The following is a 26,122-nucleotide window of genomic DNA, read 5'->3' as shown; positions in this document are numbered from 1 at the left end:
ATTCGGCAGCGCCGTCTCTGTCGGAGGACACAGGTACAGATAAATCCGTGCAACCCATGCCGCCAAGACCTGTGCCCTCTGCTGCCGAAATTCCAATCTCGGCAAGTCTCGATTGCCGAGATTGCGCCGCAACCGCATAACCTTAAGGAAGCAACATGCCGATAAGCTTGAATTCGTTGGAAAATATCGTTCGCCAAGCAGGCAGCTTGGCGATGGAGCATTTTGGAAATGTCGCTCAACTGGCGGTAAACAAAAAAAGCGCCAGAGATCTGGTGACCGTAGCGGACGTCGCGGTCGAAAACTTTCTGAAGCAATCTCTCACGGAATTATGTCCCGAATACGGGTTTTGGGGGGAAGAAAGCGGCCAGTCGGCCAATCAACTGAACCGCTGGATTGTCGATCCTATCGACGGTACGCATTCTTTCGCTAAAGGTCAGTATTTCTGGGGTATTAGCGTCGCTTTGGAACTGGCCGGCGATCTGGTGATGGGGGCCGTTTACGGCCCGGCCTTAGACGATTATTACTGCGCGGAAAAAGGCAAAGGCGCATGGAAAAACGCACGGCCGATCACGGTGTCCACGGAGGTCAATTTGGCCGACAGCATGGTTTCTACCGGTTTCGCTTGTTTGCGGGACTATCTGGATGCCAATAATTTGGCCAGGTTTTGTCGAATCGCCCAAGTGACTACCGGGCAACGTCGTTTCGGCTCGGCCGCGCTGGATTTATGTACCGTGGCCGACGGTCAAGTGGATGCTTACTGGGAACAGGAATTAAATCTGTACGACGTGGCAGCCGGAGCGCTGATAGTCATGGAAGCCGGCGGAACGGTTACCGATTTCGGCGGTGTGCCGGGCGTGTATCCGAAACAAATACTCGCTACCAACGGCCATTTGTTGCCGCAAATAGTGCCGCTGATGTAGCCGGCAAGCCAACAACACACTTCTAACGAACTGGATACGGCCTCCACGTGCGGAGCAACCATAAAAACCTGGCAAAGCCGGTATCGCAAGTCCGTGACGTTCAGCGTGTTCTCTACCCTGAGGTCCGCGAGCATTCGGTAGTTAACTGCTTGCGACTGTGATAACGTGTTCACCACTTGCCAGTCCGACTAAACTATTCCTGTCAAACCCGTTTAAGGAGATCCCCCCATGCAAGGCGACAAAAAAGTCATCGAATATCTGAACCAAGTATTGGAAAACGAACTTACCGCAATCAACCAATATTTTTTACATGCCCGCATGTACAAAAACTGGGGCTATCACAAACTCAACGAGAAGGTGTATCACGAATCTATCGACGAGATGAAGCACGCCGATAAAATCATCGAACGTATTTTATTTTTAGAAGGCCTGCCCAACCTGCAAAGCCTGGGTAAATTATTGATCGGCGAAAATCCCAAAGAAATGCTGGAATGCGACTTGAAACTGGAGCATATAGCCCTACCACTACTGAGGGAAGCCATCGCCTATTGCGAATCGATCAACGATTTCATCACCCGCGAATTGTTCGAGCATATTTTGGAAAGCGAGGAGGAACATGTCGACTGGTTAGAGACCCAATTAGGCCTGATCGAACAAATCGGCATACAAAACTACCTGCAATCCGCCATGTAATCCCAGCGCGCCGGCGGCGGTTTGGTCAATCAGCCGCCGGCCTTTAACCGCTCCCGCTCGTCTTCACTGCTAGAGATTCAGCATGCCAATCCCTCAATCCACCGACCCCACTACGCAAAGAATCGTCACACTCGGACTGGTGCTCGCGGGCTTGATCGTGTTGTGGAAATGGTTACCGGCGCTGGAAGCGGCTTTCACGCCGACGTCGACCCCGGTCCGCACGGTAACGGCCAGAGGCGATTTGGCGGCAGACGAGAAAAGCACCATCGAATTGTTCGAAAAGTCGCGCGATACGGTCGTATTCATTACCACCGCATCGCTGGTTCAAAACATTTGGACCCGCGACGTCTTCAGCGTGCCCAAAGGCTCGGGCTCCGGTTTTATTTGGGACGAAGCGGGCCACGTCGTAACCAATTTTCACGTGATCGCCGGCGCCAACGAAGCCACCGTCAAATTAGCGGACGGCCGCGACTACAAAGCCGCGCTGGTAGGGGCCAGCCAAGTACACGACATCGCTGTCCTTAAAATCGGAGTCGGATTCAAGCGCCCGCCGCCGGTTCCTATCGGCAGCAGCCATGATTTAAAGGTAGGGCAAAAAGTCTTCGCCATCGGCAACCCCTTCGGTTTGGACTGGACGCTGACCACCGGCATCGTTTCGGCCCTGGATAGATCGCTGGGCGGCGGCGAAGGGCCTGCGGTGGAACACTTGATTCAAACCGACGCCGCAATCAATCCGGGCAACTCCGGCGGGCCGCTATTGGATTCCGCCGGCCGCCTGATCGGCATCAACACAGCAATTTATAGCCCGAGCGGTGCCTCCGCAGGCATTGGCTTTGCTGTGCCGGTAAATACCGTCGCCAGAGTCGTACCCGAAATCATCAAAAATGGCCGATACATTCGGCCGACTCTGGGCATAGAAATTAATCAACCATTGAACGAACGTCTGGTTCAAGCGTTGGGGGTAAACGGGGTTGTGATATTACGTGTACAACCCGGATCAGCGGCGGAGAAAGCCGGCCTACTCGGCGCTAGCGTGAACGATACCGGCATTATCCCCGGCGACATCATTACCGCCATAGACGCCAAACCGGTGAATTCCACCAATGAGCTATTAAGCATTTTGGACGAACGACAAGTCGGCGACACAGTCCACGTGACAGTGTTACGCGACGGTACGGCTACAGAGCTCACCGTCACCTTGCAGCCCGGCAACTAGCCCAGGAGGTAACGTGAGCCGCGAATTTGCCCAGCAACACGCCTGGAGCAACCGGCTACAAACCGTGTTGCTGATGGCCTTGCTGTTGGCCATCAGCGGCCTGACCGGCAGTTTGATCTTAGGCGAACTCGGCTTCTGGACCGCTTTATTCGGTGCCGGTTTCGCCCTGCTGTTCGAGCCGGTTGCGGCGTGGCGGCTAACCTTGCGCTTATATCGCGCCCGGCCGATTTATCCGGATCAAGCCCCGTTGCTATGGCAAATGGTTTACGGCTTGGCCCAACGCGCCGAGCTACCGGCGACGCCGGTGCTGTACTACCTACCTAGCGCAGTGATCAATGCATTCGCGGTCGGAAACCGCAAGCATTCCGCCATCGCCCTGACCGACGGCTTATTGAGCCAGCTAACCCAAAGGGAACTCGCCGGCGTATTGGGCCACGAAATCAGCCATATCGCCAACGGAGACTTGAAAGTAATGGGACTGGCCGATTACATCAGCCGCTTGACTAATTTGTTTTCGGGTGTAGGCCAGATTCTAATTATGCTGTCCCTGCCGTTGCTGCTAACAGAAGGCTACAGCGTGAATATCAACCCGCTAGCCATATTACTGTTGGTTTTTTCTCCACATTTGGCTTTATTGACGCAACTAGGCTTATCCCGCGTCCGGGAGTTCGACGCCGACCTGAAGTCGGCCAGCCTCACCGGCGACCCCATGGGGTTGGCCTCTGCGCTGGCAAAGATAGAGCGCGCCCAACGCTCGTGGCTGTCGGTGCTATTGCCCGGTTGGGGAAATCCCGAACCGTCTTGGCTTAGAAGCCACCCAGCCACTGAAGCGCGCATCGAACGACTGACCCGATACGCCCGGGCCCAACACGCCGAGCTCTGGCCGCACGAAACCGGGATTCCGCTAGAACTGCTGGGCCGCCATTGCACAACCCCTCCCCGCTGGCGGATCGGCGGCCTGTGGCACTAAGCGCCAAGCTACTTCTCGATCGCGCCAATCGCCCGGTAATCGGCCGCTTCGTAACGGTGCGCCAAATGTTGCATACTGACGATGAGAGCGACGCCGGCCAAAATAAACCCTATTTGCTGCAAAGAGGTTTTGATATCGGTTTTAACATGCAATGACGGAATCAAGTCGGCGACGGCGATATAAATAAAACTGGATGCCGCCAAAACCAGAAAGTACGGCAATGACGCTTGCATGTCACCTAAACCGAAATACGCCAGAACCCCGCCCGCAACCGTGGTCAAACTAGCCAGCACGTTATATAACAAGGCCTTGCGCCTTTCGTAACCGCTATGCAGCAATATGGCGAAATCGCCGACTTCTTGCGGAATCTCATGGGCAGCCACCGCCAAACTGGTCACCATTCCCAAATGCACGTCGGTCAGGAACGCGGCACCGACCAAAATACCGTCCACGAAGTTATGAATGCCGTCGCCTAAAATAATGAAGGTACCGGCAGCCCGCCGCCCGTGCTGATGGCTGTTCTCAGCGCTATTGTGGCTATGATGCGCATCCTCTCCGTGCATTTCACAGGCGTGCGCATGGCAGTGCCGCCAAACCAGCAACTTTTCTAAAACAAAGAAAACCAAAATGCCGGCCATCAAAGTGGCCGACAAAACCGGAATATCGCTGGCCGCCACATCCTCGAATGCATGCGGGATTAACCCGCAAAAGGCGCCGGCGAGTAACGCGCCGATCGCGAAACTGATCCCGTGCGGCAACGCACTTTCCCGGTAATGTTCCGGCAACAGCAAAAACACCCCGGCTGCCAATACGCTGAGCAATCCGCCAATCGCGGTAAAAATAACGATCAGTAACAAAACATCCAAAATCAATTTCTCCAAATCAGACTAGCCATACGCCCGGTACGCGTACCGTCCCGGCGGTAGGAGAAAAATCGACTGCCGTCCGCCACCGTGCAATCCCCTCCGCCGTATACCGCATCGACACCGAGCGCCCGCAACTGCTGTCTCGCCAAACCGTAGAGGTCTGCCAACCATTTACCCGGTGCTACCGCGCGAAACGCCGCCGAATGCACGGGATCGCTGTCGACAAACGCCGTTCTAACCTCGTCGCCGACTTCGAAATGCGCTGGCCCTATCGCCGGCCCCAGCCACACCGAGACGTCCCGGCACTGCATGGCCAGCAAGGTTTGCCCGATCACGCCTGCTTGCAAGCCCCGCCAACCGGCATGAGCGGCGGCAATCACCTCGCCCCGGTCGCCGCAAAACAACACCGGCAGACAATCGGCGGTCAAAACCGCGCAAACCACCCCGGCCCGGTCGGTATAGCTGGCGTCGGCACATTCCAATCCAATGGTTTGATCCGCTTTCACAACCCGAACGCCGTGCACTTGCTGTAACCAAACCGGTTCACCGGGCAAACCAAGCCCCTCTCGGATCAATTCACGATTGCGAGCGACATGTTCGGGATTATCGCCGACATGATCGGCCGGATTCAGACTAGCGTAGCACCCCAGACTTACGCCGCCGTCCCGCAAAGTCGTGGCGGCCTGCACCGTCGACGGTAGCGGCCAGTCAGGTCGGATCCAATTCATTTTCGGTCAATACCTCAAGCAAATACCGCATGTCGTCCGGCATGGCTTGTTCCCATTCCATATATTCGCCGGTTTCCGGATGCTCCAAGCCTAACTTGGCCGCATGCAGCGCTTGCCGCTTGAAATTGCGCAGCGCTTCCGCCAAGGCCGGGCTGCAATCGGCCGGCATTTGAAATCGGCCACCGTATACCGGATCGCCAACCAAAGGGTAATTGATGTGCGCCATATGCACCCGAATTTGGTGGGTACGCCCGGTTTCCAATTTCACCCGAATCAACGTATGACGTTTGAAACGCTGCTCCAATCGGTAATGGGTAATCGCTTCTTTGCCGTCCCGTCGCACCGTGTTGCGCTTACGATCCGTCGGATGCCGGCCTATCGGTTCGTCCACGGTACCGCCCGCGGTCATCCAGCCTTTCACCAATGCCAAATATTCGCGCTCAATCGCCCGCTCCTGCAATTGTTCGACCAGGCTGGTATGCGCAGCCAAGGTTTTGGCAACCATCAACAAGCCGCTGGTCTCTTTATCGATCCGATGCACAATTCCGGCTCGCGGCAAGGTATCCAACGCCGGCTGGTGATGGAGCAATGCATTCACCAAAGTGCCGTGCCAATTGCCGACCGCGGGATGTACGACCAATCCGGCCGGCTTGTTGACGATCAACAACGCATCGTCTTCGTAAACGATGTCCAGCGGAATGTCTTCCGCGTCGTATTCCACAACCTGTTCGGCTTCGGCATCCAGTTCGATTTCCTCACCGCCGTCCAATTTGTGGCGCGCTTGCATTTGCTCGCCGTCCACCAATACCCGGCCGGCCTTGATCCAGGTTTGCAACTTGCTGCGCGAATAATCGGGAAAGATTTCCGCCAAACCTTGGTCCAAGCGCATGCCTGCCAACTCTTCGGGAACTGTTGCTATTAATGTCGTCATAATGGTTTTTTACGTTATACTCGCAGCCTTTGATTCTGTCCGAACCTGCTGCAAAATCTTGCAATATTACAACGTGTTGTATTTTCTATGCGATTACTTTTAGTACAAACCGTCATTCTCGTCAGTTTGAGCTGTTTTCTGTCCGGATGCGAACTCTTTGGCGGCGGCAAACGGGACGGTTCGGAACAACAAGACGAGTACGTGGGCTGGGACGACGCGAAATTTCACCAACAAGCCAAAGCGGCGTTGGAAGAGAAAAACTTCCAGAAAGCCATCAAACTGTACGAAGCCTTAGAGGCCCGTTATCCGTTCGGCGATTACGCCGCTCAGGCGCAATTGAACATCGCCTACGCTTATTATAAAAACGACGAGCCGGAAGCCGCATTGGCGGCCGCGGACCGCTTCATCAAAGTCCATCCGCGCAATCCTCACGTCGATTACGCTTATTATCTGAAAGGCTTGATCAATTACAACCGCGACATCGGCTTTATCGACCGATTTATGCCGACCGATTCCACTCAGCGCGACCCGGGCAATGCCAAAGACGCTTTCGACAATTTCCAGGAACTGATACAACGCTTTCCTAACAGCAAATACGTGCCGGACGCCCGCCTAAGGATGGTCGCCTTACGCAACAACATGGCGATGTACGAGCTGCACGTGGCGGATTTTTACATGCGCCGCAAGGCTTACGTCGCCGCAGTGGACCGGGCGAATCACATCATCAAGGAATATCAACGCACCCCGGCGGTTCCGCATGCCTTGGAAATCATGCAGGAAGGCTACCGAAGCTTAGGCCTCAACGATCTGGCCGCCGACGCCGAGCGCATTTATAAACTGAATTATCCCAACGGCGCACCCACAGTCGATTACAAGGAAAGAACCATGATGGAAGAAGCCTGGGATGCCATGGGCATGGATAAATAACGCTTGAAACATCTCATCCTCCTGTCGGCCGCTGTTGGGCTGCTGAATGGAGCGGCTTTGGCGCAAGACCAAGCCGAAACCCTGTTCCAAAACCGTTTTTTCACGCTGTCTAAAGACAACCAGCTGTTATGCGCGACCAGCGAACAGGCCTTTCTGCCGCCTTCGGTTTTACGCGCCTCGCTGCAGTTTTACGAACGCGGCCGTCCGCATCTGCGCGCGCAAGCGGTAGCGGTTCTGACCGACCATAAAAATCCTCAGCATCTGGAGGATTTGGCCGATTACCGCGCCGACTGCCAATCCAACGAATCGCCGGATTTATGTGTCCTGGAAAAATATTGGGGCGATACCGATGCGGCATTACGGGCCTTAGCCTTGTTTTACGATACCAAAACCATCGTGAAACATAGCGAAGACTACCGCTATCAAATCAAACGCTTCAGCGAGGATCATATTCGCGCATTCGAAAAAGCCGTCCGCAAAATTCCGGGATTTTTACGGCAAAGCATCAGCAAAGCCAAACCCATCGACAAACTGGCGCAGGAAATCGCCGATAAACCACGCGCAGTACAAAACTTGATTCGGGAAGCCTATCAGGACGATTACGACACCAGCATCTGGCAGGATTACACTCACCCCTTAACTCTGGTACCCGGCATAGGCTTTCGTTCACAGACCGTAGCCCAAGTATTCAGTGGGCAAAACCTGATCGTTTTCACGGTCTCCGCCTTCGACAAAGGTAAAGAAGGTACGGTATACCGCGACATAAACGCCGAATATCTGGTCGACTTTCGCCTGCCTATCGCGGTACACGAAATCGCCCATACCATAGACAATTTTCATTTCTGGAACGGCACGGACGACTTGTACTTTTTCTACAAGTACCACAAGATGTCCAACGACCAACAAATCATGCAAATCGTTTCCGCAGCTCAATTGGCCCTGTGGCCCTCCAAGTGGTTCGAAGCGTTCGAGTACCTGCACGAAGTCAACGCCGGCCGCTATGACGGAAGCGTTCAGGAAAAGCTGGCGGAATTAGTCGCCCAATACATCCTGATTCCGGAAAGACTAAAAATCAGTGCGCCGCAAGCGTATCAATGGCTGCGCCACGAGGTGTTTCGCGACATCGAATATCAAGGTTACGACAGTTGCCCGCAGCCGGTAATTCGCCCCTTATCGTGGTGGCAACAATACGCCAGTGGTAAAATTTTAGGCCGTTGACAGCCACCCCTACCCCGGACTGATCAGACTACAGGAATCCTTACCCTCCTTGCTTCGCACCGGCAGGCTAGTATCATGAAAAAAACGCAACTCCATTCTTTACAAGAGCAATTACTGAAAGCCGGCTTGGCCAACAGCAATCAAGCCAAACAAGTCAAAGCCGAAAAACGCAAGCAACAGAAACTGCAACGCAACACCGGTGTCGAGTGGGTCGACGAGGTTAAATTAAGCGCGGAGCAGACTCGCCAACAGCAAGCCGAACGCGACCGGGAACTAAACTTACAACGTAAACTGGCGGAAGAGCAAAAAGCCTTGGCTGCGCAAATCAAGCAAATCGTCGATCTGAATCGTATTTCGCAAACGGCCGACGGCCTGAGCTATCAATTCAACCATCAAAACAAAGTCAAAACGGTATTAGTCGACGAAAAACTTAGAAGTGCTCTGGCCAACGGCAGAGCGGGAATTGTCAACGTGGACCAGCGCTACGAGATCGTTCCGGCCGAAATCGCCCGCAAAATTCAGTCGCGCGACGCCGCCTGTGTACTGGTACTAAACGATGCTTCTCAACATGACCATTCGGAAGAAGACCCCTACGCGGCCTACCAAGTCCCCGACGATTTAATGTGGTAATACGCCCGACCGGTTGTTTAGCCACTTTTCCCAATCATTTCGCATCTTTCCTCGCCCCCTGCCAACATGCGCCAATACCTTGACTTGGTTCAACAAATTCTCGATCACGGCACTTGGCAGCAAAATCGCACCGGCATACGCACTTGCAGCCTGCCGGGCGCCATGTTGCGCTTCGATTTGCAACAAGGTTTTCCGGCGATCACCACTAAAAAATTGGCGTTCAAATCGGCAATGGCAGAGATGGTCGGATTTTTGCGTGCATCCCGCAATGCCGCCGATTTTCGGGCCTTGGGCAGCAAAGTATGGGACCAAAACGCTAACGAGAACAGCCAATGGTTGGCCAACCCCTATCGGTTGCAACCGGACGACTTGGGGCCGATTTACGGCGTGCAGTGGCGGCAATGGCCCGCTTATAAGCTTATCAAATCCGCTAGCCCGCAAAGCGACAAGCAGGTCGAATACGCGCAAACTCTCGGCTATCGCATTCTGGGCGAAGTGGAAGATAACGGCGAACCCGGTCTATTACTTTATAAGGCGATCGACCAATTACGCGTTTGCTTGGACACCATCATGAGCGACCCGGGAAATCGGCGCATCCTGTTTCATGGCTGGAACTGGGCCCAGCTGGACGAAATGGCACTGCCGCCGTGCCATTTGCTGTATCAATTTTTGGTCAACACGGTGAAGCAGGAGATTTCGCTGTGCCTTTACGTTCGCTCCAACGACATCGGTCTCGGCGCCCCCTTTAACTTAGCCGAAGGCGCAGCCCTATTGCATTTGGTCGGCCACTTGACCGGCTATACGCCGCGCTGGTTTAACTATTTCATCGGCGACGCCCACATTTACGAAAACCATCTGGACATGCTGCAAACTCAGCTGTCCAGAGCGCCTTTACCGCTACCCCAGCTTGCGCTTACCGCCAGGATACCGGCTTACCGCGAAACACGACGCTACGAACCCGAGTGGCTGGAGCGCATAGAACCGAACGATTTCGTTTTACAAGGCTATACCCACCATTCACCGCTAACCGCCACCATGGCGGTCTAAACCGCATACCGCTGCAACAAATTTCCCTCGCCGCCGGGCAACTATCGTATTGCGTCGCCCGAAATTTCAACGCAAACCGGCTTGATCCCGGCCATTAAAATGCAATATTGCCTATGTAATAATGTTTAGCTGCGGGGTTTACCCGCATCGAAATCATAACAATTACAGAGGGTAATGCAATGTGTTGGAGTGGAGAAGCGTCCGGCGTGCTGGCCGCCGCCGGTCTGACAACTGCCGTCTATGTGGCTTACAAAGGCGAATCCAGGGAATTATGGTTACCGCTGACGTATTTCGCATTGATGGAGTTATTACAGGCCATAACGTATATTTATATCGATGTTTGCGACAATCCCAACAATCAGGTGCTCACGTTATTGGGCTACCTGCATATCGCGTTTCAACCGTTCTTCGTCAATATGGTGGCGATGTATTTCATACCGGAAAGTGTAAAACACAAAATCCGCATCACGGTATACGGCATATGCGCCATTAGCGCCCTGGCAATTATCATCAAGATGTTTCCGTTTGCCTGGGCCGGCGCCTGTGCCGAGGGCGTGGAGGGGTTTTGCGGACCGGAAATATGTTCGGTATCCGGCAACTGGCATATTGCTTGGCAAATGCCGCTGAACGGCTTATTGTCGGAACCGATAGCTTGGCTGTTCGGCTTCGATTGGGGTTTACACGCCTTAGCTTATATCGCTGCCGCGTTTTACCTGCCGATACTTTACGGCTCTTGGCGTTTCGTCGGATTTCATTATTTGCTGGGTCCGCTGATTTCAGATCTGACCACTGACAACCCGAACGAATATTGCGCAGTGTGGTGTCTGTTTTCTATCGCCTTATGCGTCTCGGTCATAAAGTCACCGATACGTAAGCATCTGCATGTCCGGCAATGGGCGTTTTATTATCGCGAAGCCGCCGGAAGCCCGCAACAATCGTGAATTCGGCGCATAAAAAAGGCTGGCGTTTTAAGGCGCCAGCCTCGCAAATTATTCTTTCAAACAATAAGCCTTAAGCCATTGCCCGCAGCCTGCTGTTCAACCGGCTTTTACTGCGAGCCGCTTTATTTTTATGAATCAAGCCTTTGTTCACTGCGGAGTCTATCACCGGCACAGCTGCTTTAAAGGCCGCTTGCGCTTGGTCCTTGTCGCCCGCTCTAACTGCAGCGATTACTTTTTTGATAAAGGTGCGAAGGTTGCTGCGCTGCCCGGCATTGCGAATACGGCTGTTCTCTGCCTGACGCGCTCTTTTTCTAGCTTGTGGTGAATTAGCCATAAGGGATCAGATTATTCGAGTAATTAGAAAACGGCGTATTATCTTTTTGGATGCTATGATTGTCAAATTTTTATCGCCACCGGATAATCGCGACTCAACGGAGCCTGCTTGAGCAAACAACTTTATCGATCGACTGCGACGGTCAGCAGCATGTCCTTGCTGTCGCGGATTTTAGGATTCGTACGCGACATGTTGATTGCTAATATTTTCGGCGTCAGCGCCGCCACCGACGCATTTTTTGCCGCGTTCAAGATACCCAACTTACTGCGCCGTCTTTATACCGAAGGCGCGTATTCCCATGCGCTAATCCCGCTGCTTGCGGAGCAACAGCAAAAGGCCGACTCCCTCTCGCAAAAACGTTTTATCGACAACGCCGCCGGCACGCTAACGGCCTTGTTATTGCTATTGACATTGGTAGGCATGCTCGCCGCCCCGGCCTTGGTAACACTACTGGCCCCGGGCTTTTTAAACGCAGACGGCGAATTCGATTTGGCGGTGCAACTGCTGCGAATTTCGTTTCCTTACTTATTTTTCATCAGCTTGACCGGCTTGGCCGGAGCCTTGTTAAACGCAAAAGGCCGTTTTGCCTTACCCGCGATTACCCCCGTCGTCTTGAATATTTGTTTGATCGCCGCGGCGCTTTGGCTTGCGCCGCTGTGCCGAGAGCCTGTCACTGCACTGGCATGGGGTATTGTGATAGCCGGCGTGTTGCAACTTGCGCTGCAACTGCCTGCCTTGCATGCCTTAAACCTACTGCCGCGCTTACGCTGGGGTGCAAGCGACCCCGAGGTACGCCGCCTGCTGCATTTGATGCTGCCGGCAATTTTCGGCATCTCGGTCACCCAATTGAATCAAATTTTCGGCACCTTAGTCGCTTCATGCTTGGAAACCGGCAGCGTATCTTGGCTATATTATTCCGAACGGCTGGTCGAATTCCCCCAGGGCATTTTAGGCGTTGCCGTCGCAACCGTTATTTTGCCCAGCCTATCGAACAATCATGCCGCGGAAGATCCGGTCGCATTTTCCGCGTCCTTGGATTGGGGCCTAAAAATTGTGTTGTTGGTCGGTGTACCGGCGACATTGGGCTTAGTGCTGTTAGCCGATCCACTGCTATCAACGCTATTCGAATATCGCGAATTCGATCGCCACGACGTGTTGATGGCCAGTGAAAGTTTAATTGCCTTCGCGTTCGGATTGTTGGCATTCACCTTAATCAAGGTTTTCATACCCGGCTTTACTTCCCGTCTGGATACCCGCTCTCCCGTGCGCTTCGGCCTCTATTCGATCATAGGCAACGCGGTGCTATCCGTAATGTTGGCTTGGCCTTTCGCGCACGCCGGCATTGCTTGGGCGGCAACCTTAGCGGCCTATCTCAACGCCGGATTATTGTTTTTTACCCTATACCGGCAAGGCGTCTATCGCCCGCGCCCCGGCTGGCAAAGCTTCGGATTGAGAATAGCGTTTGCCAGCACGGCGATGGCACTGTTTTTGATGTATTTTGTCAAACTGCCCGTCTGGCATGATTGGTCCGCCGCACAACGCGCTTTGCATCTGTCCGGCACCGTCGGCATCGCGATGGGAGTCTACGCTGCCGCGCTATGGCTGGGCGGGATTCGCCCGCAGCATTTGCAGGCCGACGGCGCCGGCCTTTAGATTTAACGGCGCGACGCTATAGTCATGTAAAATGCGTCAACTTTAATTATTAACCAATGGATTCAGAACGATAAGTTATGAAAACTCGAACGATCGGATTTATCGGCGGCGGCAACATGGCTAGTAGTTTGCTGAGCGGTTTGATTGCCAGCGGCCACTCCCCTCAACAGCTTTGGGTGTCCGACCCAGCCCCCCTCCTATTGGAAGAACATCAACAACGCTTGAAAGTGAATGTCTCGGCCGACAACAACGCTATCGTGCAAGCAGCCGACGTCATTGTTCTGGCCGTGAAACCGCAAATATTGCGCGATGTTGCCCTGCAAATTGCTCCCCTGGTCCAACAACGGCATTCGCTGGTGGTTTCGATAGCCGCCGGCATTTCGCAAGCCAGCTTGGCGCATTGGTTGGGACATTCGACCGCCATAGTGCGCTGCATGCCTAACACTCCGGCATTAGTCTTAACCGGTGCCACCGCGCTGCACGCTAACCCGAACGTCAGCGACGAACAAAAAGATCTGGCCGAAAACATCCTGCGCGCGGTCGGCTTAACTTTGTGGGTGGCCGACGAAAGTCAGATGGATGCCGTTACCGCAGTATCGGGTAGCGGCCCGGCTTACTTTTTCTTGTTGATGGAAGCCATGGAAGCCGCAGCAATATCCATGGGATTGGACGAAAAAGCCGCGCGCTTGTTGACTCAGCAAACCGCATTGGGTGCGGCTAAAATAGCCTTGGAATCCAGCGAATCGCCCGCCGAACTGCGGCTAAGAGTGACTTCTCCGGGTGGAACCACACAGCAAGCAATCGAAACGTTTCAGCAAAACGGCTTCGAAGCCTTGGTCGCTAAGGCCTTGCAGGCGGCCCGCGATCGTTCTATAGAAATGTCCAAACAACTGGGAGCCGAATAAATGGGATCCAACTATATGACCGATCCGCTGGTGTTTTTAATCGACACCATCACCTCGCTGTATATCTTGGCGGTAATGTTACGATTTTTGTTTCAATGGACGCGGGCGGATTTTTACAACCCGGTCTCGCAATTCTTGGTCAAAATCACCCACCCGCCGCTTCGCATCATCCGCCGCTTCGTGCCGGCGGTAGGCCGCATCGACACCTCCTGTTTATTGCTGGCCCTGCTGTTGCAACTCTTGGCCAATCTAGCGATTTTGTCCATCAAAGGCGTAGGCATAGGCATAGCCGCCCTGACGGTGCTGTCATTCACGGCCTTGTTGAAAATGTTGCTGGACATTTTCGTGTACGCCATTTTTGCCGGTGCGATACTGAGCTGGTTCGCGCCCATGAGCTACAGCGGCGCAGCGTCTTTGCTGTACAGTTTGACCGAACCGGTATTGTCGATCTGCCGCCGCATGATTCCTGATTTAGGAGGCATCGATTTATCGCCGCTGGTCGCATTAGTGCTGCTGCAGCTTGCCAAAATGATGCTGCTGCCGCCGTTGCAGGAATTGGCCGGCATGTTGAGCTAAATCCCGGCGATGAGTGTACGTTCTGGCAAGCTGGTCTGGTTGCTGCCGCTAGCGGTAGCTTATTGGCTCGTCGCCGCACCCGCCGCGTATGCAAAAAAAATGTATCGCTGGGTCGACGAAAACGGCAACGTGTATTTTTCCGACCAAGTACCGCCCGATCAAGTCAAACATAAACGGGAAACCTTAAACCAGGATGCCCGCATCCTGGATTCCGTAGACAAAGCCAAATCGGCGGAAGAACTTTCCCAGCAACAGCGCTTGCAGAGCTTACGCCGAGAGCAAAACAAACTCATCGAAAAACAGGCGGCTAGCGACAAGGTACTGTTGGCCACTTACCGTACCTTGGACGATATAAACCGCGCTTTCGAAAACAAAATGGCGTTAATGGACGGCAAACAACGCGTATTAGAAGGTAATAAACAGCGACTGGAACAACAACTGCTTCAGCAACAGCAGCAAGCAGCGGAAAACGAACGCAACGGGCGGACGATCCCGGAAAAATTAATCGCCGATATCGCCTCGACCGAACAACAAATCAAGCAAGCCGACCTGGATTTGCAAAGGCATGCCGTAGACAGGCAAGCGGCTGAAAAAGAATTCCGCGCCGACATCGCCCGCTTTGAAATACTCACGCGCTCGGAAAGCGGCGGAGTCAACGACGCTGCAAACGCCGCAGTACACAGCAACGACGAACTCGGGCTTTTCAGCTGCGAGAACACCGAAATATGCGAGAACGCCTGGGCAATCGCCGGTCAGTTTGTCCGCGAATTTGCAACGACCGGTCCCGATGTCGATACCGAGCTATTAATCATGTCGGCTCCCCCTATCAATGACAACGACATTGGCTTGTCCGTATCCCGATTGGGACAAGAACCCGACAAACCGCAAATTTTTCTGGATGTCCGCTGTAAAAACTCCACGGTCGGCAAAGAACTTTGCGCCAGCGATAGGGCGCAAACCATTCGCAAGAACTTCGTGGGCTATATACAACTGCGCTTATCTACGCAGCAACAAGGTGCCGATACCTTGATCGGTAAATAATTCCAACAGTACCGAATGCTCTATGCGTCCATCGATAATGTGCACGCTGTTCACCCCGCCTTTTAACGCATCGGTCGCGCAACGGGTTTTAGGAAGCATCCCGCCGTAAATCGTACCGTCGGCGATTAAATTATCGATGTCGGTTAAACGCAAACCGGTCAGCAACTTGCCGTCTTTATCCAGTATGCCCGGAATGTTAGTCAGCAGCATCAGCTTTTCGGCCCTTAGCACCTCCGCCACCTTTCCTGCGACCAAATCGGCGTTGATGTTATAAGAATGGCCGTCGTTGCCCACGCCAATCGGCGCGATGACGGGAATAAAATCGCTGTTGCCCAGCATTTCCACCACGGCAGGATCGATGCTGCCGACTTCGCCGACATGACCTAAATCGATAATTTCCGGCGCATCGTCCAGCGACGCACCCGCTTTGGTAATATTGATTTTGCGGGCATGGATGAAATTGCCGTCCTTTCCGGTCAAACCGACCGCTTTACCGCCATGCATATTGATCAAATTAACGATTTCCTTGTTAACCAAACCGCCCAAGACCATCTCGACCACATCCATGGTCTCGCTATCGGTAACCCGCATACCGTCGACGAATTCCGAGGTTTTGCCCAAGCGTTTTAGCAACTCGCCGATTTGCGGGCCGCCGCCGTGCACGACAATCGGGTTGATGCCGACCAGCTTCATCAACACGATATCGCGAGCGAAACTGTGTTTTAAGCCTTCGTCTATCATCGCATTACCGCCGTATTTGATGACGACAGTCTTACCTTTAAATTTTTGAATATAAGGCAGAGCCTCGATTAATACGTGAGCGATTTGGTGAGCGGTTTTTTCTTTCATGTGTAACAGCGCTAAAAAGGCAAGCTGATATCGGGTCTGATATTCAGCAATTGTTGTTTAAATAGGGTTTGAATACGCGATAACGCCGCCGCACTATCGGCCTCGAAACGAAGACCCAAGACCGAATCGAGTAATCCCGGACGCAGACACCACCAGCCATCCGCAAACTCCACCCGCACGCCGTCCGCATCGACTAAGCTACCGTCGGCCGTGCCGGTCGAGCGCATCGCGGCCAATAGCGGCTCCAGCGTTCCGGGCGTTACCGAAATCTGCCATTCCGGCGTTGCCACGCCATGCGGTAGTGCGGCGAACAGCTCGGTGCTGACCCGCGAGTCCGAGGAAAGAATCTCCACCAATCGGACAGCGGCGTACAGCGCATCGCTGAAATTCAGCCAGCGATCGTTAAATACGAAATGCCCGGCAAAGTCTCCGGCCAATGCGGCGCCGTGTTGTTTGACCGCGGAGAAAAATCCGGGAATACCCTCGGCGGACAACACCGGCTGTCCGCCCTTGCGCGTGATGTAGTGCGCCAAATGCCTGGAACAAGCCGAATCCAATACCACGGCACTGCCCGGTTTTACTGCCAATACGTCGGCTGCAAATAACATCAACAAAGCATCCGGCCAACGGATTTCCCCGGCGGAATCGACTGCCGCCACCAGAGTGTCCCCATCACCGCCGAAAGCCAATCCAACGTCGGCCTTATTGAGGACAACCGCTTTACTTAAAGCCTCGAAAGCAGCCGGCTCGGCCGGATCGAAAATCCGGCCGTCGCCGAGCTCTATCACATCGCAACCGATGGTGCGCAGCAATAGTGGCGCTATTTGCCCGACTACATCGCTACCGGCATTCAATACGACCGTCATAGGTCGAACGATATGGATGTCTTCGGAGATGATGCCGATGTATTCGTTAATGAATAAACCGTTCTTTTCTACCGACCCGCTAACACCTCGCGAGATATCGCCCGACCGCATCCTAGCTTGCAAACGCTCCGTTAACTTCTGCGATCCGGGCTCGCCGGACAAGATCATTTTCAAGCCGTTATACGCCGCCGGCAAATTTCCACCGGAAACCATCACCGCACTACGGCCGTCAGTATGGTGGCCGACAAACGCCAATATCGGCGTCGGCACCATGCCGATATTCAATACGTCGCATCCTGCCGACAATAGGCCCTTCGTCAACTCCTCCACCAACGCCTGACTGGTTTCCCGGCTATCGCGCGCCAAAACGATAGTATTAACGTTGTGGGCCTTCGCCTCGCTGGCGAAGGCCTGACCGATTGCAAAGCAAAAATCTGTGGGGAAATGTTGCCCCACCACACGGCCAAATCGGAAATAGTTCGCATATCGGTCGTTACTAGGGGGGATGTTTTCGGTTACCGTCGTTTCCGCCGTCCGAGGGGTAACGGATTTCGCCAATTGCTCGAATTGGTCGGGGGGCAAAAACGATTCGACCACATCCATTCCTTGACCGCCGATAGCTCGCGCCTCTTTTGCCTGCGCGACGGGCAGCGGAATCGTTAAATCCGGCATGCTGATCGGCACGGAAGTTAATACTTCCGGAGTTTGCAACGGTTGCGGCTTTTCACCGATAGGCTCCAAAAAATCCATATCGAAGGACTCGTCGAAAAAATCCTCGTCTTCGACCAATACGGGGCTTTTGCCGGCAACCGCCTGTTCTTGATCCAAAACCCGCTTGAATTGAGCGATAGCCGTGATGATGGGCTGCATTTCCGGCAATTGCATCGGGTAATTGCCGGCGATCTTGCCTTGCATCATGTCTTTTGCCGCTTTAAGAATACTACTTTGGTCCTGACGCAGACTATCCGAAAGCTTTCTATAGCCCATAAAAAACCCCAAGCAAGCAAGCAATGCCGGCAGGCAAATAATCGCGAACGATAACCCCGTGTCGGCTATATCGGATTTTACCTGTACCTGCACGTCTATCGTCCAACGGCTGTTGGGAATCGAAATCGATTGTGGCTCTATGTCCTGTTCGTCATCCGCTAAATCACCCACCGAAGCAAGCGTCAGCTGTTCTTGCCTCAACGTTAATTTGCCGCCGGTATAGGGGATTTTTGCCAAAAAATTTTGCGGGATATTGGCATTCAAACTCGCCAATACGACTCCGACTACCTTATCGCCGTCGCGAACCGCACTGGTAAAAGCCAAATGGCGCTGCCCGGCCTCTCCTTGGATCACCGGCTTTTGCTTAGCGACTAAGCTTGCTCTAACCATATCCAAGTCGCCAAAACTCATAGGCGGATTATGCGCTTGATCTAATGTGTTGACATTCGGCAACAGTAATCGCAAGCGCAAGTTAAAAGGGATGGCGGTTTGCAAATCGTTCGCCGTTTGCTCCAATTGTTGCGGAGATTGGCCGGCAAACGCCTGCAGGACTTGAGGCAGCTGCGCCACTCCGTCCACGCTTTGCTGCAACGCCTCCAACTGTTGCGAAAGTGCGCCGGCCAAACTGGCTGCGACCGTCATCGCGGCCGCCTCTTTCGCCGTATCGACTTTAAGAGAGGAAAACCAATGCGAAACCCCGCCCGCCAATACCACCATTAGCGCAGCCAGTGAAGCAATTACGGTAAAAACCCGGCCCATATGTCACCTTTTAAAGGTCAGTGCCGCCCGCTGTGACCGAAACCGCCGCTAGCGCGACTGCTCACGTCGAATTCTTCGACATAGTCGAACTCGGCTTGCACGACAGGCACAAACACCATTTGGGCGATGCGTTCGCCGATCTGTACCGTAAATGCCTGTTCGCTACGATTCCAACAAGACACAAAGATTTGCCCCTGATAATCCGAATCGATCAATCCCACCAAATTACCTAGCACTATGCCGTGCTTATGCCCTAAGCCTGAGCGCGGCAATAAGACCGCAGCTAGCCCAGGGTCCGCTATATGCACGGCCAGTCCGGTCGGAATTAAAACCGTTTCTCCCGCCGCTATGACGATGTCTTGGTCCAGACATGCGCGTAAATCCATTCCCGCAGATCCTACCGTAGCGTAACTAGGCAGGGGAATTTCGCGGCCTAGCCTAGCGTCAAGGATTTTCAAGCGGATTTTTTTCATGCATCTTCTCTTCGATTAATCTTAAAAGCTGTTTCGCCAAACAACGCTTGGTCGCCAGCGGCAACAGCCTGCTCCCCCCGCGCCAGTATACTTGCAGCGCATTGTGATCGCTGTCGAATCCGCCTTCGTTGCGCCCTACCCAATTGGCAGCAATCATGTCCAAATTTTTTTGCTGTAACTTGTCTAGCGCATAGGCTTCCAGATCGTCGGTTTCCGCAGCGAAACCGACGACAAAGGGCTTGGCCGGCAATGCCGTTACTGCGGAAATAATATCCGGGTTTTGCACTAACGCTATGCTGCCGACCTCTTGCTGCTTCTTGATTTTAGCAGGGGCTACAGCCACAGGCCGATAATCGGCCACCGCAGCGGCGCCGATATAGAGATGAGCGCATCCGACCTCGCGCAGCACCGCATCGTACATCTCCAACGCCGATTCGACTGGCACCAAACGTAGCGATTTCGGCGGCGGCAATTGCACCGGGCCACTGACTAAAACCACTTCCCCGCCCATGGCCGCAGCCGCTTCCGCTAAGGCATAACCCATTTTTCCGGAGCTACGGTTGCTGATGAATCGCACCGGATCCAGGGGCTCGCGGGTCGGTCCGGCGCTAATCACAACTTTAACCCCTGCCAGCGACCGGTCGCTAACGCACGCAGCCTCTACACATTCGACAATCCGCTCGGGCTCGCTCATACGGCCGAATCCGGTTTCTCCGCAAGCTTGCTCGCCGGGTTCCGGCCCCACTAGCTGGACCCCGTGCCGTCGCAATGTGTCAATGTTTTCTTGCGTAACTGCTTTATTCCACATCGCTTGGTTCATAGCCGGCGCCGCAATAACCCGAGATTCGGCAGCAAGATAAATCGTGGACAGTAAATCGTCGGCAATACCGTGAGCCATTTTTGCAAGAGTATCGGCACTGGCAGGTGCAATCAGCAACAAATCCGCCCAGCGAGCCAGATCGATATGCCCCATGGCCCGCTCCTGTGCCGGATCGAACAGCTCATTATGAACCGGCTGTCCGCTTAACGCCTGCAACGTCAGCGGCGTGATAAACGCACCTGCGTTCGCGCTCATCACCACTTTGACCGCATAGCCGCGCTTGCGCAACAAGCGAATCAATTCGGCGGACTTATACGCTGCGATACCGCCACACACTCCAAGCAATATATTTTTAGAACTAATGACCAGCCTCCGTAGTTAATTGCAAATTATGGCAAATTCATTTACATCCTTCTATTTTTATATCGTCGCGCCAGCAGGAGTAGCTATGAGCATTAAAGAATGGCCCGCCGATGAACGCCCCAGAGAGAAGTTGATGCGCAAAGGCGCGAATTCTCTAACTGACGCCGAACTATTGGCGATTTTTTTGCGTACCGGCACCGCCGGAACATCCGCCGTAGAAATGGCACGATCGCTTTTGCAAGAATTCGGTTCCTTGCAAGCTCTATTGGCCGCTGAACATGAACGTTTTTGTCAATGTCACGGACTAGGCGATGCAAAATACGCACAATTGCAAGCCGTCTTAGAAATGGCGCGCCGCTATTTCGCGGAAACGATTACCCGCGGCAACGCGTTGACCAGCCCTGATGCAACTCGCGCCTATCTACACGCCCAATTGCGCAACTATAGCTACGAAGTTTTCGCATGCCTATTTTTGGATAGCCAACACCGCGTCATTCAATGGGAGGAAATGTTTAGAGGCACCATCGACAATGCGAGCGTTTACCCGCGCGAAGTGGTTAAAAAAGCCTTGAGCTGCCACGCGGCTGCCGTCATTTTTGCGCACAATCACCCATCCGGCATCAACGAACCCAGTCAGGCGGACCGACACATAACCGACCGGCTGAAACAAGCCTTAGAATTGTTCGACATTCGCGTGCTGGACCATTTTATCGTCGGGGACGGAGCACCGTTTTCCTTTGCCGAGCACGGCTTAATTTGATCAGTTGGAACACGACAGGATTGTTTGCTGGAAAACCCGCAGGTACGGAAAATTACGCCTGCCTTCCATATGACTGCGGCAAGTTTTGTCACGCGCTTGAAACATACCCGGCACTGTTGTCTGGTATAATTCTTTCGCTTTACACGACTACTGTTTCGATAGCGGCGTGATCAAGCCCCTCCTCCCGAGGGTAAGGCGCTCGGGGTATTAATCACGTGTAGATGGCAAATTGCAAAGGCGCAGTTTCGACCACCTCTATATTACCAATCGCATTATTGTCCCGAATCTTGATATCACCTTAGTCATTAAGACAATTTCTTTAAAAACACCTTAGGAATATTATGACCAAAAAAATTATTATTGCTTTCGCATTGTTGTTCACTTTGCTGGGTTTCAATAGCTCCGCCTTCGCGGAAGGCGCCAAGCGTAAAGCTCCTGAAGTCTTGAAAGAAGTCGATGCTAAAATTCAAGAAGCCTTGGCTTCTGTTGCCGCCGGAAACGCCCAAGAATTGACTTCAAAAATTTCGGAAATTAACGAATTGGCGGGCGAAGCCAGTGCCAACTATAAATTCGAATTCGAGCGCGACAAAGTGAGACAACGTTTGAAAGCCGCTAGATTGGCTTCTAAAAAATCCGACTTAGCCGGTGCTGAACAAGAACTGAAAGCCGCTAAAGAAGGATTCGCCAAGCTGGCAAACTTCCTGTAATCCGTTGAGCTGCGATAGACGTTTTCGCAAAAAAAGGGGCGCAAGTAGCGCCCCTTTTTTATTGCACCCCTCGAATTAAACTAGAAGTTTCACAGCATTAAAAGGAATGCGCAGGTAGATAGAACGGATTTGAAGGGTTTTCCGCGTACAGCGCAGAGACCATTACAATGGATACAACCTATTAGTGCTGTCAAATTTCCGGGAAACATCAACACCTGCTTCAACTCATTGCGAGTTGCTTACGAGCCAAATTTCGTATTAATCGTATTGATATCCACTGAAACCAAACTGGAAATTTCGGCCGCAAGCCTAGCAAATAATTCATCGAAAGCCTCTAGTGCCTGACTAGAAGGCTTCGACAAAACGTAATCGGCGATATTGGCACCGGAATTTGGCCTACCGATTCCAACCCTAAGCCGGAAAAAATCCCTGGTATTCAGATGAGCAATTATATCTCTTAGACCGTTGTGACCGGCATGCCCGCCGTCCCGCTTTAACCTCACCAAGCCTTCCGCCAACTCTAATTCATCGTGTACCACCAACAATTCTTCCGGTTTCAGTTTGTAGTAATGCAGCATTTTCGTAACGGAAATTCCGCTTTTATTCATGAAAGTCATAGGTTTCAGTAATAACACATTACAGCCGAAACCAAGGTAGGTTGCGACATCACCCGAGAATTGGGCGTTATGACTCCATTTACCGCATGACGTAGAAAGCAGGTGGTCCAAAAAAAGAAACCCGGCATTATGCCGGGTCTTTTGGTATTGGGGGCCGGGATTTCCCAGTCCCACAATCAACTTAATCATGCAGAGGATCCGCTTCTAGGCTTGAACACCCTCGTCAGAGCCGCCTCTGCCTTTCGCAACCTGCACAACCGGATGATCGTGCTCCGGACCGTGCTGCAACTCGGGAATCTCTACGCCAGCCGGCAACACCAAATTAGACAAGTGCACGGTTTCACCCAAGTCAACGTTAGCCAAATCGACTTCAATGAATTCGGGTAAAGCGGATGGCATACAGACCACCTCGACATCGACCATTGCATGGTTAATCACCCCGCCTTTTTTGACCCCGACTGAAGTCGATTCATTGACAAAATGCAAAGGCACTCTGACTTTCAATTTGTGCGTCTCGTCGACACGCATGAAATCGATATGCAGAATCTGCGGCTTTGCAGGGTGGCGCTGAATTTGTTTGAGAACGGCTTTCTCGGTACGTCCATCGACCTTTATATCTAAAACGTGCGAATAAACCGCTTCGTGAACCAAGTGTTTTAAAAGATCATTGTGATCTAAAGTTAACATTTCCGGTACTGCTGTCCCGCCGTAAAGCACTGCAGGAACTTTGCCTTGACGACGAATCGCTTTCGCCGCTCTTGTGCCGGCCGCACCGCGTACCTCTGCAACAAACTCAAATACGTTAGCCATGTTTAATTCTCCAAAATCTGCTTTACCAGCACTCTCTAAACGTTACTTAATCTACGTAAAGCGAGCTTACAGACTCGCCCACCGCAATCCGCCTTATCGTTTCAGCCAACATTTCAGCAACGCTCAACTGTCGAATTTTGCCGATTGCTTTCAATTCATCCGTCAACGGGATAGTATCAGTCACTACCAGCTCGTCCAATACGGAATTCCGCACGTTCTCGGCAGCCTTCCCGGAAAGCACCGGATGCGTACAATACGCCACTACCTTGACCGCACCATGCTTTTTCAGCGCTGCGGCTGCATGGCAAAGCGTACCGGCGGTGTCGACTAGATCATCGACCATGACGCACGTTCTGCCAACGACGTCGCCGATGATGTGCATAATCTCAGACACATTCGGCCTAGGCCTGCGCTTATCGATAATGGCCAAGTCAGCATCCCCAAGACGCTTCGCTAACGCGCGTGCCCTTACAACTCCGCCCACATCCGGGGAGACGACGATTAAATTCTCGTATTCTTGCTTCCACACGTCACCCAACAAAATGGGCGAAGCATACACATTGTCGACCGGAATACCGAAAAAACCTTGTATCTGATCGGCATGCAAATCTACGGTCAAAGCCCTATCCGCACCGGCATGCCCGATCATATCCGCCACCAACCGCGCCGTGATAGGCACCCTGGCCGAACGTGAACGCCTGTCTTGGCGCGCATATCCGTAATACGGAATAACAGCGGTAATTCTCGCTGCCGATGCCCTACGCAAAGCATCGATCATGACCAATAGTTCCATTAAATTTTCGTTCGTAGGCGTGCATGTCGGCTGCACCACGAACACATCCCGTCCGCGAACGTTTTCCTCGATTTCTACAAAGATCTCGCCATCACTGAAACGACCTACCGTGGCCATGCCCAAACGCATATTCAGCTTCCTAACAATACCTTCGGACAGTGCCCTATTGGCATTACCCGAAAATACCATAATCGAAGCATCGCGCATTCAAAGGACCTCGAGGATATAAGCTAAGATGATGTGGCTGGGCTGCTAGGATTCGAACCTAGGTATGCGGGGATCAAAACCCCGTGCCTTACCGCTTGGCGACAGCCCAATTACTGAACTCAACATTTCCCTGTCCTAATTGCTTATAAAGCAATGATTGATTCATCCCTTTTGCCAAGAAGACAGACCAATCTTTACTAAGGGATTGACAAGCCGCTCTTGCATCATGCTCCGTGTCGAACAATGCAAAAACGCAAGCTCCAGTCCCTGTTAGTCTTGCCTTCGAATATACGGACAGAGCATCGATTGCACTTTGAACAGGAGGATACAGCTTGCTCACTACCGCAGTGCAATCATTGCATTCATCCCCTGCAATGAAGTCCTGCATTGTGATTGAATTACTATTTCTTGTCAACTCTTCTGCGGAAAAAATTTGCCCCGTATTGACATGACAATCCGGCTTTATGATGACCATCCACTTTTCGGGGACATCGATATAAGCCAACTTTTCTCCAACCCCTTCCGCCCAGGCCGAATGACCGTACACGAAGATAGGCACATCCGCCCCAAGCTGCAAACCCAACGCCTGCAACTCTTCCTGCGGCAAATTCACCCCCCACAATCGGTTCAAAACTACCAGCACGGTGGCTGCGTCGGAACTTCCGCCGCCCAAACCGCCACCCATTGGTAGATGCTTCTCAAGTTCGATAACTACCCCGTGCCGACAAGCGGTGTGCGATTTTAACAATTGCGCGGCTCGCACAGTGAGATCTTCGGTTTCCGGCACATTAGGCGTAGGCGTTCGCAATCTGACCCGCCCGCTTTCATCCGGATAAAACGTTAGCCAATCGCATAAATCCAATAATTGGAAGACGGTTTGCAAATTGTGATAACCATCGGCTCGCCGCCCGGTGATGCGTAACATCAGATTGATTTTTGCCGGCGCCGGCCATTTACAGCCCCACCCCGCCATCTGATCGTTTATGTTTACAGCAGATTCCATTGATCGATAACCAACTTTATTCTTGTTTTATCCCTAACCGCCGATATTTTCCGCGGTAACGCACCTGAGCTTACCGCTTGCAACTCCGAATAACGAACCAACCAACCGGCCTGATAAAAGCCTCCCTCTTGCGAAACGGCCTGAAGATTAGGATCCGCGCCGCCTAACACCCAATAGCGCAAAGAATCCACTGGTATTTCCATGCCGAATTGCTCTCGCATCACATTTTCGGGAGAACCGTCATAAGTGGTGCGGCTTTCACCATCATCGACGATCACTTGCTCCGGCGTGACGATCAATATCACCCGACCTTGCGACAAGGGACCGGACAAATCAATCTGGTCCTTGTTACCGTTATGCTGCCATTCTATCGACATGGAAGCCGAATCCTGATCGTCGGCAACCGCCAAGCGCCCCTGAAAAACCCAATTTTCATGCCGTTCCGAAATCCCTGCAAACTCAGACAACAAACCGCCCCTACTCGCCGACATGGGCGCACAAGCCGTTAACAA

The 26,122-nt window shown here is 52.8% G+C and carries 28 protein-coding genes and 1 tRNA gene; 15 read left to right on the top strand and 14 right to left on the bottom strand.

Annotated elements, in window-relative coordinates:
* Window positions 1-155: 155 nt before the first annotated feature.
* The 4 genes from AB0A83_RS02295 (at window position 156) to AB0A83_RS02280 (ending at window position 3,799) form a co-directional block, all read left to right on the top strand.
* Window positions 156-920, top strand: a complete 765-nt coding sequence (locus tag AB0A83_RS02295; RefSeq protein WP_367155320.1) for an inositol monophosphatase — start codon at window positions 156-158, stop codon at window positions 918-920.
* Between the two features lie 228 nt (window positions 921-1,148).
* A complete protein-coding gene (gene bfr, locus AB0A83_RS02290) occupies window positions 1,149-1,613 on the top strand; it encodes a bacterioferritin (RefSeq protein ID WP_150046368.1) in 465 nt (154 codons plus the stop codon).
* Between the two features lie 82 nt (window positions 1,614-1,695).
* A complete protein-coding gene (locus tag AB0A83_RS02285; protein ID WP_367155318.1) occupies window positions 1,696-2,829 on the top strand; it encodes a S1C family serine protease in 1,134 nt (377 codons plus the stop codon).
* Between the two features lie 73 nt (window positions 2,830-2,902).
* The gene (locus AB0A83_RS02280) at window positions 2,903-3,799 is read left to right on the top strand and encodes a zinc metalloprotease HtpX (protein ID WP_367156149.1); all 897 of its coding nucleotides are present in this window, start codon (window positions 2,903-2,905) and stop codon (window positions 3,797-3,799) included.
* Window positions 3,800-3,807: 8 nt separating this feature from the next.
* Here AB0A83_RS02280 and AB0A83_RS02275 read toward each other — a convergent pair whose 3' ends face one another.
* Genes AB0A83_RS02275 through rluD form a run of 3 tightly spaced genes read right to left on the bottom strand, consistent with a single transcriptional unit; the run spans window position 3,808 to window position 6,324 of the window.
* Complete coding sequence (locus AB0A83_RS02275) at window positions 3,808-4,665, bottom strand: ZIP family metal transporter (protein ID WP_367155317.1); 858 nt, start codon at window positions 4,663-4,665, stop codon at window positions 3,808-3,810.
* Window positions 4,666-4,667: 2 nt separating this feature from the next.
* Window positions 4,668-5,393 carry a peptidoglycan editing factor PgeF gene (gene pgeF, locus AB0A83_RS02270; protein WP_150046362.1) on the bottom strand — a complete coding sequence of 242 codons (726 nt, stop codon included), beginning with the start codon at window positions 5,391-5,393 and terminating at the stop codon, window positions 4,668-4,670.
* Window positions 5,374-6,324 carry a 23S rRNA pseudouridine(1911/1915/1917) synthase RluD gene (gene rluD, locus AB0A83_RS02265; RefSeq protein WP_150046360.1) on the bottom strand — a complete coding sequence of 317 codons (951 nt, stop codon included), beginning with the start codon at window positions 6,322-6,324 and terminating at the stop codon, window positions 5,374-5,376. Before rluD ends, pgeF begins: the two co-directional genes overlap by 20 nt.
* Before the next feature lie 87 nt (window positions 6,325-6,411).
* Between rluD and AB0A83_RS02260 the strand changes: the two genes are divergently transcribed.
* The 5 genes from AB0A83_RS02260 (at window position 6,412) to AB0A83_RS02240 (ending at window position 11,087) form a co-directional block, all read left to right on the top strand.
* Window positions 6,412-7,251, top strand: coding sequence for an outer membrane protein assembly factor BamD (locus AB0A83_RS02260; protein WP_367155316.1), 840 nt, complete (start codon window positions 6,412-6,414; stop codon window positions 7,249-7,251).
* Window positions 7,252-7,254: 3 nt separating this feature from the next.
* Complete coding sequence (locus AB0A83_RS02255) at window positions 7,255-8,469, top strand: hypothetical protein (protein WP_367155314.1); 1,215 nt, start codon at window positions 7,255-7,257, stop codon at window positions 8,467-8,469.
* 75 nt (window positions 8,470-8,544) lie between these two features.
* Window positions 8,545-9,099 carry a DUF2058 domain-containing protein gene (locus tag AB0A83_RS02250; protein WP_150046354.1) on the top strand — a complete coding sequence of 185 codons (555 nt, stop codon included), beginning with the start codon at window positions 8,545-8,547 and terminating at the stop codon, window positions 9,097-9,099.
* Window positions 9,100-9,165: 66 nt separating this feature from the next.
* Entirely contained in the window at window positions 9,166-10,146 is a 981-nt protein-coding gene (locus AB0A83_RS02245; RefSeq protein ID WP_150046353.1) for a thymidylate synthase, read from the top strand.
* A gap of 179 nt (window positions 10,147-10,325) precedes the next feature.
* Window positions 10,326-11,087, top strand: a complete 762-nt coding sequence (locus AB0A83_RS02240; protein WP_150046351.1) for a DUF5765 domain-containing protein — start codon at window positions 10,326-10,328, stop codon at window positions 11,085-11,087.
* Between the two features lie 70 nt (window positions 11,088-11,157).
* On the opposite strand, the gene rpsT is transcribed toward AB0A83_RS02240, so the two are convergent.
* Entirely contained in the window at window positions 11,158-11,421 is a 264-nt protein-coding gene (rpsT, locus tag AB0A83_RS02235; protein WP_150046349.1) for a 30S ribosomal protein S20, read from the bottom strand.
* A 108-nt stretch (window positions 11,422-11,529) separates the two neighbouring features.
* Between rpsT and murJ the strand changes: the two genes are divergently transcribed.
* The 4 genes from murJ (at window position 11,530) to AB0A83_RS02215 (ending at window position 15,596) form a co-directional block, all read left to right on the top strand.
* Window positions 11,530-13,074 (top strand): murein biosynthesis integral membrane protein MurJ, encoded by a 1,545-nt coding sequence (gene murJ / locus AB0A83_RS02230; protein ID WP_367155313.1) that lies wholly within the window; start codon window positions 11,530-11,532, stop codon window positions 13,072-13,074.
* A 77-nt stretch (window positions 13,075-13,151) separates the two neighbouring features.
* On the top strand, window positions 13,152-13,979 hold the full coding sequence (gene proC / locus AB0A83_RS02225; RefSeq protein WP_150046346.1) for a pyrroline-5-carboxylate reductase: 828 nt from the start codon (window positions 13,152-13,154) through the stop codon (window positions 13,977-13,979).
* Window positions 13,980-14,555 (top strand): YggT family protein, encoded by a 576-nt coding sequence (locus tag AB0A83_RS02220; RefSeq protein ID WP_150046344.1) that lies wholly within the window; start codon window positions 13,980-13,982, stop codon window positions 14,553-14,555.
* Window positions 14,556-14,564: 9 nt separating this feature from the next.
* The gene (locus AB0A83_RS02215) at window positions 14,565-15,596 is read left to right on the top strand and encodes a DUF4124 domain-containing protein (protein ID WP_367155312.1); all 1,032 of its coding nucleotides are present in this window, start codon (window positions 14,565-14,567) and stop codon (window positions 15,594-15,596) included.
* Here AB0A83_RS02215 and argB read toward each other — a convergent pair.
* The 4 genes from argB to coaBC are packed head-to-tail and all read right to left on the bottom strand — an operon-like array spanning window position 15,552 to window position 20,695.
* Window positions 15,552-16,445 (bottom strand): acetylglutamate kinase, encoded by an 894-nt coding sequence (argB, locus tag AB0A83_RS02210; protein WP_150046340.1) that lies wholly within the window; start codon window positions 16,443-16,445, stop codon window positions 15,552-15,554. The two genes, AB0A83_RS02215 and argB, sit on opposite strands and share 45 nt — an antisense overlap.
* Before the next feature lie 11 nt (window positions 16,446-16,456).
* Entirely contained in the window at window positions 16,457-19,057 is a 2,601-nt protein-coding gene (locus AB0A83_RS02205; RefSeq protein ID WP_367155311.1) for a phosphomannomutase/phosphoglucomutase, read from the bottom strand.
* Window positions 19,058-19,074: 17 nt separating this feature from the next.
* Window positions 19,075-19,530 (bottom strand): dUTP diphosphatase, encoded by a 456-nt coding sequence (gene dut / locus AB0A83_RS02200; RefSeq protein WP_150046338.1) that lies wholly within the window; start codon window positions 19,528-19,530, stop codon window positions 19,075-19,077.
* Window positions 19,502-20,695 carry a bifunctional phosphopantothenoylcysteine decarboxylase/phosphopantothenate--cysteine ligase CoaBC gene (gene coaBC / locus AB0A83_RS02195; protein ID WP_367155310.1) on the bottom strand — a complete coding sequence of 398 codons (1,194 nt, stop codon included), beginning with the start codon at window positions 20,693-20,695 and terminating at the stop codon, window positions 19,502-19,504. Before coaBC ends, dut begins: the two co-directional genes overlap by 29 nt.
* A 103-nt stretch (window positions 20,696-20,798) precedes the next feature.
* Between coaBC and radC the strand changes: the two genes are divergently transcribed.
* Window positions 20,799-21,473, top strand: coding sequence for a DNA repair protein RadC (gene radC, locus AB0A83_RS02190; RefSeq protein ID WP_150046336.1), 675 nt, complete (start codon window positions 20,799-20,801; stop codon window positions 21,471-21,473).
* A gap of 341 nt (window positions 21,474-21,814) precedes the next feature.
* Complete coding sequence (locus tag AB0A83_RS02185) at window positions 21,815-22,180, top strand: hypothetical protein (protein ID WP_232056748.1); 366 nt, start codon at window positions 21,815-21,817, stop codon at window positions 22,178-22,180.
* A 239-nt stretch (window positions 22,181-22,419) separates the two neighbouring features.
* Here the strand turns inward: AB0A83_RS02185 and pth are convergent, their stop codons facing one another.
* From pth to lolB, 6 genes are all read right to left on the bottom strand, one after another.
* Window positions 22,420-22,986, bottom strand: coding sequence for an aminoacyl-tRNA hydrolase (gene pth / locus AB0A83_RS02180; protein WP_150046334.1), 567 nt, complete (start codon window positions 22,984-22,986; stop codon window positions 22,420-22,422).
* Window positions 22,987-23,001: 15 nt separating this feature from the next.
* Complete coding sequence (locus AB0A83_RS02175) at window positions 23,002-23,607, bottom strand: 50S ribosomal protein L25/general stress protein Ctc (protein WP_150046333.1); 606 nt, start codon at window positions 23,605-23,607, stop codon at window positions 23,002-23,004.
* Between the two features lie 46 nt (window positions 23,608-23,653).
* On the bottom strand, window positions 23,654-24,607 hold the full coding sequence (locus tag AB0A83_RS02170) for a ribose-phosphate diphosphokinase (protein WP_150046332.1): 954 nt from the start codon (window positions 24,605-24,607) through the stop codon (window positions 23,654-23,656).
* A 34-nt stretch (window positions 24,608-24,641) separates the two neighbouring features.
* Window positions 24,642-24,716 (bottom strand) — tRNA-Gln (locus tag AB0A83_RS02165).
* Window positions 24,696-25,610 carry a 4-(cytidine 5'-diphospho)-2-C-methyl-D-erythritol kinase gene (gene ispE / locus AB0A83_RS02160; RefSeq protein ID WP_232056747.1) on the bottom strand — a complete coding sequence of 305 codons (915 nt, stop codon included), beginning with the start codon at window positions 25,608-25,610 and terminating at the stop codon, window positions 24,696-24,698. The genes AB0A83_RS02165 and ispE overlap by 21 nt, the downstream gene beginning before the upstream one ends.
* Window positions 25,595-26,101: a lipoprotein insertase outer membrane protein LolB gene (lolB, locus tag AB0A83_RS02155; protein ID WP_190303226.1), complete on the bottom strand. Its 507-nt coding sequence runs from the start codon at window positions 26,099-26,101 to the stop codon at window positions 25,595-25,597. The genes ispE and lolB overlap by 16 nt, the downstream gene beginning before the upstream one ends.
* Window positions 26,102-26,122: the final 21 nt, after the last annotated feature.

Origin of the sequence: Methylomonas sp. HYX-M1 (genome assembly GCF_040741385.1) — a bacterium.
GTDB classification, from domain to species: Bacteria; Pseudomonadota; Gammaproteobacteria; order Methylococcales; family Methylomonadaceae; genus Methylomonas; species Methylomonas rhizoryzae.
Note: the sequence above shows the minus strand (reverse complement) of the source record. Positions and strands in the feature narration are given on the sequence as shown.

Excerpts from the sequence above, each read along its gene's own strand:
- radC (WP_150046336.1), top strand. The coding sequence starts at position 20,799 with ATGAGCATTAAAGAATGGCCCGCCGATGAACGCCCCAGAGAGAAGTTG.
- lolB (WP_190303226.1), bottom strand. The coding sequence starts at position 26,101 with ATGTCGGCGAGTAGGGGCGGTTTGTTGTCTGAGTTTGCAGGGATTTCG.
- AB0A83_RS02280 (WP_367156149.1), top strand. The coding sequence starts at position 2,903 with ATGGCCTTGCTGTTGGCCATCAGCGGCCTGACCGGCAGTTTGATCTTA.
- dut (WP_150046338.1), bottom strand. The coding sequence starts at position 19,530 with ATGAAAAAAATCCGCTTGAAAATCCTTGACGCTAGGCTAGGCCGCGAA.
- AB0A83_RS02220 (WP_150046344.1), top strand. The coding sequence starts at position 13,980 with ATGGGATCCAACTATATGACCGATCCGCTGGTGTTTTTAATCGACACC.
- pgeF (WP_150046362.1), bottom strand. The coding sequence starts at position 5,393 with ATGAATTGGATCCGACCTGACTGGCCGCTACCGTCGACGGTGCAGGCC.
- AB0A83_RS02215 (WP_367155312.1), top strand. The coding sequence starts at position 14,565 with ATGAGTGTACGTTCTGGCAAGCTGGTCTGGTTGCTGCCGCTAGCGGTA.
- argB (WP_150046340.1), bottom strand. The coding sequence starts at position 16,445 with ATGAAAGAAAAAACCGCTCACCAAATCGCTCACGTATTAATCGAGGCT.
- AB0A83_RS02170 (WP_150046332.1), bottom strand. The coding sequence starts at position 24,607 with ATGCGCGATGCTTCGATTATGGTATTTTCGGGTAATGCCAATAGGGCA.
- rluD (WP_150046360.1), bottom strand. The coding sequence starts at position 6,324 with ATGACGACATTAATAGCAACAGTTCCCGAAGAGTTGGCAGGCATGCGC.
- AB0A83_RS02205 (WP_367155311.1), bottom strand. The coding sequence starts at position 19,057 with ATGGGCCGGGTTTTTACCGTAATTGCTTCACTGGCTGCGCTAATGGTG.
- AB0A83_RS02240 (WP_150046351.1), top strand. The coding sequence starts at position 10,326 with ATGTGTTGGAGTGGAGAAGCGTCCGGCGTGCTGGCCGCCGCCGGTCTG.
- ispE (WP_232056747.1), bottom strand. The coding sequence starts at position 25,610 with ATGGAATCTGCTGTAAACATAAACGATCAGATGGCGGGGTGGGGCTGT.
- pth (WP_150046334.1), bottom strand. The coding sequence starts at position 22,986 with ATGATTAAGTTGATTGTGGGACTGGGAAATCCCGGCCCCCAATACCAA.
- AB0A83_RS02285 (WP_367155318.1), top strand. The coding sequence starts at position 1,696 with ATGCCAATCCCTCAATCCACCGACCCCACTACGCAAAGAATCGTCACA.
- rpsT (WP_150046349.1), bottom strand. The coding sequence starts at position 11,421 with ATGGCTAATTCACCACAAGCTAGAAAAAGAGCGCGTCAGGCAGAGAAC.
- AB0A83_RS02245 (WP_150046353.1), top strand. The coding sequence starts at position 9,166 with ATGCGCCAATACCTTGACTTGGTTCAACAAATTCTCGATCACGGCACT.
- AB0A83_RS02185 (WP_232056748.1), top strand. The coding sequence starts at position 21,815 with ATGACCAAAAAAATTATTATTGCTTTCGCATTGTTGTTCACTTTGCTG.
- AB0A83_RS02175 (WP_150046333.1), bottom strand. The coding sequence starts at position 23,607 with ATGGCTAACGTATTTGAGTTTGTTGCAGAGGTACGCGGTGCGGCCGGC.
- AB0A83_RS02295 (WP_367155320.1), top strand. The coding sequence starts at position 156 with ATGCCGATAAGCTTGAATTCGTTGGAAAATATCGTTCGCCAAGCAGGC.
- AB0A83_RS02260 (WP_367155316.1), top strand. The coding sequence starts at position 6,412 with ATGCGATTACTTTTAGTACAAACCGTCATTCTCGTCAGTTTGAGCTGT.
- bfr (WP_150046368.1), top strand. The coding sequence starts at position 1,149 with ATGCAAGGCGACAAAAAAGTCATCGAATATCTGAACCAAGTATTGGAA.
- AB0A83_RS02250 (WP_150046354.1), top strand. The coding sequence starts at position 8,545 with ATGAAAAAAACGCAACTCCATTCTTTACAAGAGCAATTACTGAAAGCC.
- proC (WP_150046346.1), top strand. The coding sequence starts at position 13,152 with ATGAAAACTCGAACGATCGGATTTATCGGCGGCGGCAACATGGCTAGT.